We start from the raw sequence: 14534 nt of genomic DNA on the forward strand, positions 1-14534 counted from the left end.
ACAAAGAAAAGCCAGCAAAAAAAGTTAAAAAAACAACGAAAAAAGTTGTTGACAAATAACAAGAAAGCTGGTAAGATGATGAAGTTGCTGTCAAACAAGACGGTAAGCGAGGTTGAAAAAACTTTTAAAAAAGAGTTGACAACCGAGCGAAAACGTGATAAGATATAAGAGTTGCTGTAAGGTAATGGTAGACCTTTGAAAACTGAACAAAGCAAACGAACCAATGTGTAAGGGCCTCTTATGAGAAATAAGAGACAAAACAACAAGCAAAGCGAAAGCTAGCAAACAAATGAGCAAGAAAGCCGAAAGGCAAAGGATAATACGAGAGTTTGATCCTGGCTCAGGACGAACGCTGGCGGCGTGCCTAATACATGCAAGTCGAACGCTTCTTCTGATTAAGCTTGCTTAAGAGGAAAGAAGAGTGGCGGACGGGTGAGTAACACGTGGGCAACCTGCCCATCAGAAGGGGATAACATTTGGAAACAGGTGCTAATACCGTATAAGACTTTTTTTCGCATGAAGAGGAGTTAAAAGGCGCTTTCGGGTGTCACTGATGGATGGGCCCGCGGTGCATTAGCTAGTTGGTGGGGTAAAGGCTCACCAAGGCAACGATGCATAGCCGACCTGAGAGGGTGATCGGCCACACTGGGACTGAGACACGGCCCAGACTCCTACGGGAGGCAGCAGTAGGGAATCTTCGGCAATGGACGAAAGTCTGACCGAGCAACGCCGCGTGAGTGAAGAAGGTTTTCGGATCGTAAAACTCTGTTGTTAGAGAAGAATAGGGGAAAGAGTAACTGTTTTCCTCGTGACGGTATCTAACCAGAAAGCCACGGCTAACTACGTGCCAGCAGCCGCGGTAATACGTAGGTGGCAAGCGTTGTCCGGATTTATTGGGCGTAAAGCGAGCGCAGGCGGTTTTTTAAGTCTGATGTGAAAGCCCCCGGCTCAACCGGGGAGGGTCATTGGAAACTGGAAGACTTGAGTGCAGAAGAGGAGAGTGGAATTCCATGTGTAGCGGTGAAATGCGTAGATATATGGAGGAACACCAGTGGCGAAGGCGGCTCTCTGGTCTGTAACTGACGCTGAGGCTCGAAAGCGTGGGGAGCAAACAGGATTAGATACCCTGGTAGTCCACGCCGTAAACGATGAGTGCTAAGTGTTGGAGGGTTTCCGCCCTTCAGTGCTGCAGCAAACGCATTAAGCACTCCGCCTGGGGAGTACGACCGCAAGGTTGAAACTCAAAGGAATTGACGGGGGCCCGCACAAGCGGTGGAGCATGTGGTTTAATTCGAAGCAACGCGAAGAACCTTACCAGGTCTTGACATCCTTTGAACGCCTTAGAGATAAGGTTTCTCCTTCGGGAGCAAAGAGACAGGTGGTGCATGGCTGTCGTCAGCTCGTGTCGTGAGATGTTGGGTTAAGTCCCGCAACGAGCGCAACCCTTATTGTTAATTGCCATCATTTAGTTGGGCACTCTAGCGAGACTGCCGGTGACAAACCGGAGGAAGGTGGGGATGACGTCAAGTCAGCATGCCCCTTATGACCTGGGCTACACACGTGCTACAATGGGAAGTACAGAGAGACGCAAGACCGCGAGGTTAAGCAAATCTCATAAAGCTTCTCTCAGTTCGGATTGTAGGCTGCAACTCGCCTACATGAAGCCGGAATCGCTAGTAATCGCGGATCAGCACGCCGCGGTGAATACGTTCCCGGGCCTTGTACACACCGCCCGTCACACCACGAGAGTTTGTAACACCCGAAGTCGGTGAGGTAACCTTAGGGAGCCAGCCGCCTAAGGTGGGACAGATGATTGGGGTGAAGTCGTAACAAGGTAGCCGTATCGGAAGGTGCGGCTGGATCACCTCCTTTCTAAGGACGAATAACGGAAACACAGAGGTCAGTTTGCTTTGTTTAGTTTTGAGAGGTTTACTATGTGGTATGTGGGGCCTTAGCTCAGATGGGAGAGCGCCTGCTTTGCACGCAGGAGGTCAGCGGTTCGATCCCGCTAGGCTCCATAGATGATTGAAAGAGATCATCGGTTGTTCATTGAAAACTGGATATTGAAGAAACAATCAAAAACCGAGACACCGCGTTGAGCACAGGAATGTGCTGAATGAAAAAGGGAAGGACGCTTCTATCGCTAGAAGAGGTCACCCAAGACCGAAAGGTCAAAGAGGTTAAGTGAACAAGGGCGCACGGTGGATGCCTTGGCACTAGGAGCCGATGAAGGACGGGACAAACACCGATATGCTTCGGGGAGCTGTAAGTAAGCAATGAGCCGGAGATTTCCGAATGGGGGAACCCAACATCTGTTATAGGATGTTACGAATAGTGGAATACATAAGCTATTCGAGGAAGACGCAGAGAACTGAAACATCTAAGTACCTGCAGGAAGAGAAAGAAAAATCGATTCCCTGAGTAGCGGCGAGCGAAACGGGAAGAGCCCAAACCAACGAGCATGCTTGTTGGGGTTGTAGGACTCCAGAACGGGAGCAGAAACGACTAATCGAAGGATGTGGAAACATCCACCAAAGAGGGTGAAAGTCCCGTAGGTGAAAGTCGTTTCTCCCCAAGGAGGATCCTGAGTACGGCGGAACACGAGAAATTCCGTCGGAATCCGGGAGGACCATCTCCCAAGGCTAAATACTCCCTAGTGACCGATAGTGAACCAGTACCGTGAGGGAAAGGTGAAAAGCACCCCGGAAGGGGAGTGAAAGAGATCCTGAAACCGTGTGCCTACAACAAGTCAAAGCCCGTTAATGGGTGATGGCGTGCCTTTTGTAGAATGAACCGGCGAGTTACGATTGCTTGCGAGGTTAAGTGGAAGAAACGGAGCCGTAGCGAAAGCGAGTCTGAATAGGGCGAAAGAGTAAGTAGTCGTAGACCCGAAACCATGTGATCTACCCATGTCCAGGTTGAAGGTGCGGTAAAACGCACTGGAGGACCGAACCCACGTACGTTGAAAAGTGCGGGGATGAGGTGTGGGTAGCGGAGAAATTCCAAACGAACTTGGAGATAGCTGGTTCTCTCCGAAATAGCTTTAGGGCTAGCCTCGGCAGAAGAATCATGGAGGTAGAGCACTGTTTGGACGAGGGGTCCTTCTCGGGTTACCGAATCCAGATAAACTCCGAATGCCATGATTTATAGCCGGGAGTCAGACTGCGAGTGATAAGATCCGTAGTCGAAAGGGAAACAGCCCAGACCACCAGCTAAGGTCCCAAAATGTATGTTAAGTGGAAAAGGAGGTGGGGGTGCACAGACAACTAGGATGTTGGCTCAGAAGCAGCCATCATTTAAAGAGTGCGTAATAGCTCACTAGTCGAGTGACCCTGCGCCGAAAATGTACCGGGGCTAAACATACTACCGAAGCTGTGGATCACGAAAGTGATGGTAGGAGAGCGTTCTAAGGGCGAAGAAGGTAGATCGTGAGGACTACTGGAGCGCTTAGAAGTGAGAATGCCGGTATGAGTAGCGAAAGACAGGTGAGAATCCTGTCCACCGAAAGACTAAGGTTTCCTGGGGAAGGCTCGTCCGCCCAGGGTTAGTCGGGACCTAAGCTGAGGCCGACAGGCGTAGGCGATGGACAACAGGTTGATATTCCTGTACCCGTTGGAATTGTTTGAGCAATGGAGGGACACAGGAGGCTAAGGAAAGCATACGATTGGATGGTATGTCCAAGCAATGAGTCTTGAGTAGAGTAAAATGCTTTACTCTGTAAGGATGAGTTGTGATGGGGAGGGAAATATAAGTACCGAAGTTCCTGACGTCACACTGTCAAGAAAAGCTTCTAGTGAGAGACCAACGGCCCGTACCGCAAACCGACACAGGTAGTCGAGGAGAGCATCCTAAGGTGAGCGAGTGAACTTTCGTTAAGGAACTCGGCAAAATGACCCCGTAACTTCGGGAGAAGGGGTGCTGATATTAGTCAGCCGCAGTGAATAGGCCCAAGCGACTGTTTATCAAAAACACAGGTCTCTGCAAAATCGAAAGATGACGTATAGGGGCTGACGCCTGCCCGGTGCTGGAAGGTTAAGAGGAAGGGTTAGCTTCGGCGAAGCTCCGAATTGAAGCCCCAGTAAACGGCGGCCGTAACTATAACGGTCCTAAGGTAGCGAAATTCCTTGTCGGGTAAGTTCCGACCCGCACGAAAGGCGTAACGATTTGGGCACTGTCTCAACGAGAGACTCGGTGAAATTTTAGTACCTGTGAAGATGCAGGTTACCCGCGACAGGACGGAAAGACCCCATGGAGCTTTACTGTAGTTTGATATTGCGTGTTTGTACCACATGTACAGGATAGGTAGGAGCCGAAGAGACCGGGACGCTAGTTTCGGTGGAGGCGCTGGTGGGATACTACCCTTGTGTTATGAACACTCTAACCCGTAGCCTTGAAACAGGCTAGGAGACAGTGTCAGATGGGCAGTTTGACTGGGGCGGTCGCCTCCTAAAAGGTAACGGAGGCGCCCAAAGGTTCCCTCAGAATGGTTGGAAATCATTCGAAGAGTGCAAAGGCAGAAGGGAGCTTGACTGCGAGACAGACAAGTCGAGCAGGGACGAAAGTCGGGCTTAGTGATCCGGTGGTTCCGCATGGAAGGGCCATCGCTCAACGGATAAAAGCTACCCTGGGGATAACAGGCTTATCTCCCCCAAGAGTCCACATCGACGGGGAGGTTTGGCACCTCGATGTCGGCTCGTCGCATCCTGGGGCTGTAGTCGGTCCCAAGGGTTGGGCTGTTCGCCCATTAAAGCGGCACGCGAGCTGGGTTCAGAACGTCGTGAGACAGTTCGGTCCCTATCCGTCGCGGGCGTAGGAAATTTGAGAGGAGCTGTCCTTAGTACGAGAGGACCGGGATGGACTTACCGCTGGTGTACCAGTTGTTCTGCCAAGGGCACAGCTGGGTAGCTATGTAGGGAAGGGATAAACGCTGAAAGCATCTAAGTGTGAAGCCCACCTCAAGATGAGATTTCCCATTTCTTTAAGAAAGTAAGACCCCTGAGAGATGATCAGGTAGATAGGTCAGGAGTGGAAGGCCAGTGATGGTTGGAGCGGACTGATACTAATCGGTCGAGGACTTAACCAAAAAAGGTAGACGGTAGTGATTGACTTCAAATCCAGTTTTGAGTGAGCAACATGTTCATTCAAAGAAGAAAGACCCGTGTGGTGACGATAGCGAGAAGGATGCACCTGTTCCCATGTCGAACACAGAAGTTAAGCTTTTTAGCGCCGATTGTAGTGAAGGGATTCCCTTTGTGAGAGTAGGACGTTGCCACGCAAACATTCCGGCATAGCTCAGTTGGTAGTAGCGCATGACTGTTAATCATGATGTCGTAGGTTCGAGTCCTACTGCCGGAGTTCTTATTTAAGGTAAAAGTCTAATGACTTTTACCTTTTTTTATATAAAAAATCCTTAATAATTAGTTGTGTATTTTTTATTATTTTTTTACTCTTTGTAGGGAAATGTGGCAGTAAGAGTTTATTCTTGTTATAATAGTATATAAATTTAGTTGTTAGGTTTTATTTCATGTCGAAAATTTATACTATAGTATAATGGTCGAAAGGTGGTGCATTTTTGAAAATATTATTATATTTTGAAGGTGAGCGAATTTTAGCGAAATCTGGAATTGGTCGTGCACTTAGTCATCAAAAACGTGCACTTACTGAGGTGGGAATTGAATATACTTTGGATACTAAATGCATAGATTATGATATTTTACATATTAATACTTATGGCATTAAAAGCCATAATATAATTCATAAAGCAAAAAAAATGAATAAAAAAGTAATCTATCATGCACATTCAACAGAAGAAGATTTTAAAAATTCTTTTGTTGGTTCTAACCAGCTTTCTCCTTTAGTAAAAAGATATCTTATTGGCTTGTATTCAAAGGCGGATCATTTGATCACACCTACGCCATATTCTAAGCTATTATTAGAAGATTATAAAATAGAGGTACCTATCACTGCTATTTCAAATGGAATTGATTTACAAAAATTTAAATCATCAAAAGAAAAAGAAAGTAAATTTAAACGCTATTTTAATATTTTAGATGGACAAAAAGTAATAATTTGTGTTGGTTTATATTTTGAGAGAAAGGGAATTGTTGATTTTGTTTATTTAGCGAGACAATTTCCTCACTATCGCTTTATTTGGTTTGGACATGCACCAATATATTCTATTCCAAGCTCTATTCGCAAAATTGTAAAAGAGAACCATCCAAAAAACGTGGAATTTCCAGGATATATTAAGGGTGATATCATCGAAGGAGCCTATTCAGCTGCCGATCTTTTCTTTTTTCCTTCCTATGAGGAAACAGAAGGAATTGTAGTATTGGAAGCACTAGCTAGTCACCAACAAGTATTGGTTCGTGATATCCCTGTTTATCAAGGTTGGCTGGAAAAAAATGTAAATTGTTACATGGGAAAAAATAATGATGAATTTGCTTATTATATGGATGCTTTGGTCAATAAAAAAATACCAGATACAAAACAAAAGGGATATCAGGTTGCTGAATTAAGAAATATAAAATGTATTGGAAATGAGCTAAAAGCTGTTTATGAGCAGGTGCTTTCTAAAAGCTAAATAATTGTTAAGGTATTATCAGCGTACCAAAAATTAAGGGGAGGGAAATATCATGAAAATCGGTTTTTTTACAGATACGTATTTTCCCCAAGTCAGTGGGGTTGCGACCTCAATCAAGACATTAACAGATGAATTAAAAAAAAATGGTCATAAAGTTTATATTTTTACTACAACCGATCCAAATGCCAAGGAACTTGAAGAAGATGTTATTCGAATGCCAAGTGTTCCATTTATTTCTTTTAAAGATCGCCGAATTGTTGTCAGAGGTATGTGGTATGCTTACAATATTTCAAAAGAATTAGAGTTAGATATTATTCATACACATACAGAGTTTGGTGCTGGACTACTTGGAAAATTGGTTGGAAAAAAATTAAGAATTCCAGTCATTCATACTTATCATACCATGTATGAAGATTACTTACATTATATTGCAAAAGGAAAGGTTTTACGACCGATTCATGTAAAATATTTTTCTCGTATATTTGCAAACCATACAACAGGCGTTGTTTGCCCAAGTCAACGAGTGATTGAAAAATTAAAGGAATATGGTGTGACAACGCCTATGCGGGTCATTCCGACTGGTATTCATATTGAAGAATTTATTCGGACAGATATTACTAAAGAAATGTCAGAACAGTTAAGAAAACAATTAAACTTAACCAAAGATGCTATTTTTTTATTGTCACTTAGTAGAATTTCCTATGAAAAAAATATCCAAGCTATTTTTAAAGGCATGCCAAAAATTATTGAAGCTTTTCCACAAATTCAATTAATTGTTGTAGGAAAAGGACCATATATGGATGATCTAAAACAGTTAGCAACAGAGCTTCAAATAACAGAAAACATCAAATTTACAGGAGAAATTCCACATGAAGAAATTGCTATTTACTATAGAACGGCAGATTACTTTGTTAATGCTTCTACTTCGGAATCTCAAGGATTGACGTATTTAGAAGCTATTGCTTCAGGAACTCAATGTGTAGTTGAAGGAAATAGTTATTTAGATATGTTGTTCAATGACAACTCTTTAGGTGTTACATTTGAAACAGATGATGATTTTGCGTCTACATTGATTCACTATATAAATTCTAATATCAAAATGGATAAACATATATGGCAAGATAAATTACATGAAATTTCAGCTGCTCATTTTGGAAAACAAATGTTGAAATTTTATTATGATATGTTGGATTATCATAGACAATTATTAATTGAGAAAAAGAATTCACCTTCAATTGAAAAAATTAAAGTTAAGTTAACTTCATTAAGAAAATAACAAATTCATTCATTAGTATGCAAATTGTATTTTTTAACTTTACATTTTTTTGAGAAAAAATATAAAATGGTGATTTTTACTAAAATTGTCAATAATGAGAAATAGTAACAAAAAATTTCATCATACTATTGATTTACAGTGTTCCTTTTACTACGATTATTTATAAAATTTTGTTTTTTACTTAATAAGGAGAGAATATTATGAAAAAAATTGGTTTTATTGGAACTGGTGTCATGGGAAAAGCAATGGTACACAACTTATTGAAAAACGGATTTTGTGTATATATTTATAATCGAACAAAAAGTAAAACAGATGAATTGGTAAAGGAAGGTGCTATTTGGCAAAATAGTCCTCAAGAGCTTGTTGAAAATAATGAAATTATCTTTACTATGGTTGGATTTCCATCAGATGTGGAAGATGTTTATTTTGGTAAACAGGGAATTTTTAAAGCAAATGTTAAGGGAAAAATATTGGTAGATTTAACAACGAGTACCCCAACCTTAGCTCAAAAAATAGAGCAATTAGCCAAAGAAAAAGGCGGAATGGCTTTAGATGCTCCTGTTTCAGGTGGTGATCTAGGTGCCAAGAAGGCAACTCTTACTATTATGGTTGGTGGTAAACAGCAGGCTTATGATAAAGTTTTACCTATTTTTAAGGTGATTGGAAAATCATTTAACTTGCATGGAACAGCTGGTCAGGGACAACATACAAAAATGGCAAACCAGATTATGATTGCTGGTACAATGACTGGTATGACAGAAACATTAGCTTATGCAAATAAGGCTAATTTGGATTTATACCAAGTAATAAAAACTTTATCTGGCGGTAGCGCAGAGAATTGGTCTTTGAGTAATTATGGACCTAGAATTTTAAAAGAAGATTATACACCAGGTTTTTTTGTTAAACATTTTATTAAGGATTTAAAAATTGCCTTGGATGAGGCTGAAAAAATGTCTCTTTCTTTACCTTCAACAAAACAAGCCTATGAATTATATGAAAAGTTATCTCAAGAGGGATTTGCAAATGATGGGACTCAGGCATTAATTAAACTTTGGTGGCAAAATGGTTCGTCTTCCACTAAAAAAGATTAAAGAAAAGCAAAAAAATTAAGAAAATTTCCGAAAAATCATGCATAAGCTATAATGTTTTGTTACAATGGTACAGAACTAGTTTGTAGAGGGAGGCCATTTATGAAACATTCACAACTTGTTGCGATCATTAAAAGATTGGAAGCAATGACCGAAGCAGAAGATAATGAAATTCAGGTACGTCGTTTTGAACATGATGGTACTGAAAAATGTATGGTCAGTTATGATAGATCAACAAAAACATTTGAATTAACTGAAGCTGATACAGGACAGAGTTATCAATTTGATAATATAGATATAGTTGCAATTGAAATTTATGACCTTATTCAATAGAAGCAAGAAGCTGTGCTAGAATTTTTTCTTTGGACAGCTTTTTGTCTTTTCATTTTTTATTATTACTTAGAAGTAAAAGAATTAATGTACGTAATTTTACTTAATCTTTCTTTTTCATTTTTTTATTGATTAAACGAGTGAATATTTTTAAAACGAGTGAATATTTTTAATAAAAAGCAAAAATTTACTTGCAATCTTTTTTTAGATACGATGTAGTTTGAACATCAAATGTTTTGATAATCAAACTATATGGATGGTGTTCAATAATGCCTCTTGAGTTAGATATGATTAATGATTATTTAGTTCGAGTATTTAATGATATCTTATTCTGAAGTAGCCAAAGAGCTATCTATTACTGTTGGGACATTGACGGTAGCAATTAATAATTTAGTTAAAAAAGGCTATGTAAAACGTATCCGAAGTAAAAATGATCGTCGTGTAGTTAGGTTGGGATTAACAAAACAAGGAAAACTTCTGTTTAGAATTCATCAACATTTCCGTAAAGAAGTGGTCAAAAGTATCCTAAGAAATATGAACCCACCAGAAGAAAGTGCATTATTGGGAGCTTTGAAAAATCTCCATGATTTTTTGCAGGAATATAGGTGAAGGTGAGGATTCTACGTGAAACAGTATACAAAAATAGAGTGTACAAGTCGGTATGTTCCAGACAATATAATAACGAATCAGCAACTAAGTGAGATAATGGATACATCGGATGAATGGATTTATTCAAGAACAGGAATTAAAACACGTCATATCGTTACTGAAGAGAATACTTCTGATTTGTGCATACAAGTTGCAAAGCAATTATTAGAAAAAGCTTCCCTACAAGCAGAAGCAATAGATTTTATTATAGTAGCCACAGTAACACCGGATTATGGCATGCCATCGGTTGCTTGTCAGGTACAGGGAGCTGTTGGTGCAGATTTTGCTTTTGCTTTTGATGTTGGTGCAGCTTGTTCAGGATTTGTTTATGCACTAACATTAGCTGATAAATTAATCCAGAGTGGTGCTTATCATACTGGCATGGTTATTGGTGGTGAAACTTTTTCTAAAATTCTAGATTGGCAAGATCGAAGCACTGCTGTATTGTTTGGTGATGGAGCTGCAGGCGTTTTAGTGAAAGCATCTGATGAAAAATATTTTATAAAAGAAAAATTACAAGCAGATGGTACAAGATATCGTTCATTAACTGCTGGTTATACGAATAATGAGAGTATGTTTTATAAAAACAACAATTACGTATCCGCCCATTTGAAAATGAATGGCCGTGAAATTTTTGATTTTGTTATTACAGACGTTGTTAAAAACATTAAGGATCTCTTAGAAGATGAAGAAATTGATACGATTGATTATTTTCTACTTCATCAAGCAAATGTTCGATTAATTGACAAGGTGGCTCGAAAAACAAAGTTGCCAAGAGAAAAATTCTTAACCAATGTAGCTTCTTATGGTAATACTTCTGCAGCTAGTATTCCTATTTTGTTAGATGAGGCAATTGAAGAGAAGAAAATAAGTTTAGGTACACAACAGAAAGTGATGCTGACAGGTTTTGGTGGTGGATTGACCTATGGGTCAATTCTCTTAACTTTATAATCTGTTCACATAAATTCAAAGAAAAAGACAATTTGGAGGAACAAACTCATGGTATTTGAAAAAATTCGTGATATTATCGTCGAAGAATTAGGAAAAGATCCAGAAGAAGTACAATTAACAACAAATATTCAGGAAGAATTAGATGCAGACAGCTTGGATTTATTCCAAATTATCAATGAAATTGAAGATGCATTTGATGTAAAGATTGATACTGAAGAAGGCATTGAAACAGTACAAGATTTAGTATCTTATGTTGAAAAACAACAAGCTGAAAAATAATCAATTAAATAGTTTAACATAAACGAATAAAAGGCGAGACCAATGCTAAAAATTTCGAAGAATACGTAATGTATGCAAGTTATCTTGCAAAAATACGGAATTGTATAATCGAAGAATCGGTTGGTCTTGCTTTTTTTATGAATAAATTTCTTTCTTTAATTATCTTTTATGCTTTTTTGTAGACTATAAACTCCAATTATTGTTGAATAGGCAGAAAGAATAAATTTAATTTCATTTCAAACATTGAATCAATGATTTTATGTGATAAAATAATTTGTATATAGAATTTATAATAAATTTTGAGGGTAAAATCCTTCACAATACCTTCACAATAATATTTAAAATTAAGATAGGTGGCTAGGATAGTCAAACTAGCTAAATAGAATCAGAATTACTATAGATACCATTTTTATGATATAAAGAGAAAAAGAGGAAATATAAATGAAAACTGCCATTATATTTAGTGGACAAGGTGCTCAATATCCAGGAATGGGAAAAGAGCTTTATCAGAAAGAAGCTATTGTAAAACAAACTTTTGAAGAAGCAAGTGATCAGCTGGGGTATGACATGGCTGAACTTTGTTTTACAGAAAATGAACGATTAAATGAAACAGTGTATACACAACCAGCAATTTTAACAGTCAGTATTGCTTTTTATAGACTGTTAGAGAGTAAAGGAATAATTCAACCTGATGTTGTTGCTGGTTTAAGCTTGGGTGAGTATAGTGCTTTGGTAGCTAGTAATGCCTTGTCATTTACTCAAGCCGTTTCTCTTGTACAAAAGCGTGGTAGATACATGACCGAAGCAGTTCCAAGCGGCACTGGGAAAATGGTAGCGGTAATGAATGCTAAAGCTGCTTTAATAAAGGAATGTTGCCAAAAAGCAAATCATTTAGGCGTTGTTTCACCAGCTAATTACAATACACCTAAACAGGTAGTCATTGGTGGCGAGAAATCCGCAGTTGATGAAGCCGTTAAATTACTTCAAGAAGCTGGAATTAAACGAATGATTCCTTTAAATGTTAGTGGACCTTTTCATACAGCATTATTAAAACCAGCTGCCAAAAATTTAGCAAAAGAATTAGCAAATATTGAATTTCAACCAATGCGTATTCCTGTAATAAGTAATACAACTGCCCAGGTAATGCCTCAAGATAAGATAAAAGAATTATTGGAACTGCAAGTAATGTCAGCTGTGCGTTTTGCAGATAGTATTGAAACAATGAAGACTATGGAAATTACTTCTATTATTGAAGTAGGACCTGGCAAAACATTAACCGGTTTTGTTAAAAAAATAGACAAACAATTAGAAATACAACGAGTTGAAGATATCGATACATTAGAAAAAACGATTACGTTTTTATCAGGGAGGTAACAATGAATTTAGCAGGGAAAAATGTTTTTATTACAGGTAGTACTAGAGGAATTGGACAAGCTATTGCTCAAGCCTTTGCCAAAGCAGGTGCAAATATTGTCTTAAATGGACGTAGCGAGATTACTAGTGATAAAATTGAAGCCATTAAATCCTATGGCGTTCAGTGTATTGGAATTTCTGGAGATATTTCTGATTATGAAAGTGCTGGTAAAATGCTGCAGCAAATGATGGATGAACTTGGTTCTATTGATATTCTAATTAATAATGCTGGAATTACAAAAGATCAATTATTACTTAGAATGTCAGCAGAAGATTTCGATACATGCATTAAGGTTAACTTAAATGGCACATTTAATATGACGCAACATGCGATTAAAAAAATGATGAAACAGCGTAGTGGTTGTATCATTAACATGGCTAGTGTTACTGGATTGATTGGTAATGTGGGACAAGCAAATTATTCAGCAAGTAAAGCAGGCGTTGTCGGATTTACTAAGTCGGTTGCTCGTGAAGTGGCAGCAAGAGGAATCACTTGTAATGCAATTGCTCCTGGCTTTATTGAGACAGAAATGACAGAAGTTTTATCAGATAAGGTAAAAGAACAAATGAAAAACCAAATTCCATTAAAATTGTTTGGACAGGTCCAAGATGTTGCAGATGCTGCTATCTTTTTAGCAAAAAGTCCTTATATTACTGGGCAAGTAATTAACGTAGATGGTGGTTTAGTGATGAACGGTTAAAAAGTTAGAGGAGGGAGCTTCAAAAATGAATCGTGTAGTTATTACGGGTTACGGGGTTGCCTCACCTATTGGTAATGACCCAGCAACATTTTTAAAAAATTTAAAAATAGGAAAAAATGGGATTGGCCCGATCACCAAATTTGATGCGAATGACACTGGTATTACTTTAGCAGGTGAGATTAAAGATTTTCCATATGATAAATATTTTGTAAAAAAAGATTTAAAAAGAATGGATATGTTTTCTTTATATGGCGTTCATGCGGCTTTAGAAGCATTAGAGATGAGTCAACTTGATACAAATGAAATAGATAAAGATCGTTTTGGTGTTATTGTAGGATCAGGAATCGGTGGATTAGAGACCTTACAAAACCAAGTGATTCGCATGCATGATAAAGGTCCTCAGCGAGTAGCTCCTTTATTTGTGCCTATTTCCATTATTAATATGGCTGCCGGTAATATTGCTTTAAGGGTAGGTGCACAGGGTGTTTGTACATCTATTGTTACTGCTTGTGCGACAGCAAATAATTCAATTGGCGAAGCATTTCGTAATATTAAACATGGTTATTCAGATATTATTTTAGCAGGTGGTTCGGAGGCTTCAATTACTGAGATTGGTATCTCTGGTTTCTCAGCCTTAACTGCTTTAAGTAAGTCAACGGATCCTAATAGAGGATCAATTCCATTTGATAAAGAGAGAAATGGTTTTGTAATGGGAGAGGGTTCTGGAATCTTGGTTTTAGAATCTTTAGACCATGCATTAGCTCGTGATGCAAATATTCTAGGAGAAATTGTCGGGTATGGTGCAACATGTGATGCTTACCATATGACTGCACCATTGCCTGATGGTAGTGGCGCATCTAAAGCAATGCGCCTAGCCATTGAAGAAGCAGGAATTGAACCAGATGAGATTGGCTACATTAATGCACACGGAACAGCTACAGTGGCAAATGATCTTGCGGAATCAAAGGCAATTCTATCATTATTTGGAGAAGAGAAAGGAAGAGAAATTCCTGTTAGCAGTACTAAGAGTATGACGGGTCATCTGTTAGGTGGCGCTGGTGGGATTGAAGGGATAGCAACATTAAATGCTCTTCAAGAACAATTTATTCCACCAACAATTAATATTGATCATATAGATGAAGAAATTACAATAAATGTAATAACCAATCAAAGCAAAGACCATACCTTTAATTATGCATTAAGCAATTCATTAGGGTTTGGAGGACATAATGCTGTTATTTGTCTAAAACGCTGGGAGGATTAAA

Annotated in this window: 9 protein-coding genes, 2 tRNA genes, 3 rRNA genes and 1 pseudogene; all 15 read left to right on the forward strand. The window is 39.0% G+C overall.

Annotated elements, in window-relative coordinates:
• The first annotated feature begins 317 nt into the window (after positions 1-317).
• The 15 genes and pseudogenes from MPTP_RS02465 to fabF all read left to right on the forward strand — a co-directional run bounded on the left by MPTP_RS02465 (position 318) and on the right by fabF (position 14533).
• Positions 318-1872: ribosomal RNA gene (locus tag MPTP_RS02465) — 16S ribosomal RNA — on the forward strand.
• Between the two features lie 73 nt (positions 1873-1945).
• Positions 1946-2018 (forward strand) — tRNA-Ala (locus MPTP_RS02470).
• A gap of 160 nt (positions 2019-2178) precedes the next feature.
• Positions 2179-5083 (forward strand): 23S ribosomal RNA (locus MPTP_RS02475).
• A gap of 76 nt (positions 5084-5159) precedes the next feature.
• Positions 5160-5275, forward strand: a 5S ribosomal RNA gene (gene rrf, locus MPTP_RS02480).
• The 16S, 23S and 5S rRNA genes sit together here with 2 tRNA genes alongside, the layout of an rRNA operon.
• Before the next feature lie 6 nt (positions 5276-5281).
• Positions 5282-5355 (forward strand) — tRNA-Asn (locus MPTP_RS02485).
• Positions 5356-5572: 217 nt separating this feature from the next.
• Positions 5573-6583, forward strand: a complete 1011-nt coding sequence (locus MPTP_RS02490) for an LTA glycolipid anchor biosynthesis glycosyltransferase, IagA/BgsA family (RefSeq protein ID WP_013773470.1) — start codon at positions 5573-5575, stop codon at positions 6581-6583.
• 52 nt (positions 6584-6635) lie between these two features.
• The gene (locus MPTP_RS02495; protein ID WP_013773471.1) at positions 6636-7859 is read left to right on the forward strand and encodes a glycosyltransferase family 4 protein; all 1224 of its coding nucleotides are present in this window, start codon (positions 6636-6638) and stop codon (positions 7857-7859) included.
• Between the two features lie 200 nt (positions 7860-8059).
• Positions 8060-8950 (forward strand): NAD(P)-dependent oxidoreductase, encoded by an 891-nt coding sequence (locus MPTP_RS02500; protein ID WP_013773472.1) that lies wholly within the window; start codon positions 8060-8062, stop codon positions 8948-8950.
• Between the two features lie 99 nt (positions 8951-9049).
• Positions 9050-9280, forward strand: a complete 231-nt coding sequence (locus MPTP_RS02505; protein ID WP_013773473.1) for a YkuJ family protein — start codon at positions 9050-9052, stop codon at positions 9278-9280.
• 266 nt (positions 9281-9546) lie between these two features.
• A pseudogene (locus tag MPTP_RS02510) lies at positions 9547-9886 on the forward strand (MarR family winged helix-turn-helix transcriptional regulator).
• A 15-nt stretch (positions 9887-9901) separates the two neighbouring features.
• Positions 9902-10876 carry a beta-ketoacyl-ACP synthase III gene (locus MPTP_RS02515; protein WP_013773475.1) on the forward strand — a complete coding sequence of 325 codons (975 nt, stop codon included), beginning with the start codon at positions 9902-9904 and terminating at the stop codon, positions 10874-10876.
• A 48-nt stretch (positions 10877-10924) separates the two neighbouring features.
• Positions 10925-11155, forward strand: coding sequence for an acyl carrier protein (locus tag MPTP_RS02520; protein WP_013773476.1), 231 nt, complete (start codon positions 10925-10927; stop codon positions 11153-11155).
• A gap of 441 nt (positions 11156-11596) precedes the next feature.
• Entirely contained in the window at positions 11597-12529 is a 933-nt protein-coding gene (gene fabD / locus MPTP_RS02525) for an ACP S-malonyltransferase (protein WP_013773477.1), read from the forward strand.
• 2 nt (positions 12530-12531) lie between these two features.
• Positions 12532-13269: a 3-oxoacyl-[acyl-carrier-protein] reductase gene (gene fabG / locus MPTP_RS02530; protein WP_013773478.1), complete on the forward strand. Its 738-nt coding sequence runs from the start codon at positions 12532-12534 to the stop codon at positions 13267-13269.
• 25 nt (positions 13270-13294) lie between these two features.
• Positions 13295-14533 carry a beta-ketoacyl-ACP synthase II gene (gene fabF / locus MPTP_RS02535; RefSeq protein ID WP_013773479.1) on the forward strand — a complete coding sequence of 413 codons (1239 nt, stop codon included), beginning with the start codon at positions 13295-13297 and terminating at the stop codon, positions 14531-14533.
• Position 14534: the final 1 nt, after the last annotated feature.

This window comes from Melissococcus plutonius ATCC 35311 (genome assembly GCF_000270185.1).
In the GTDB taxonomy this organism is placed as follows: domain Bacteria; phylum Bacillota; class Bacilli; order Lactobacillales; family Enterococcaceae; genus Melissococcus; species Melissococcus plutonius.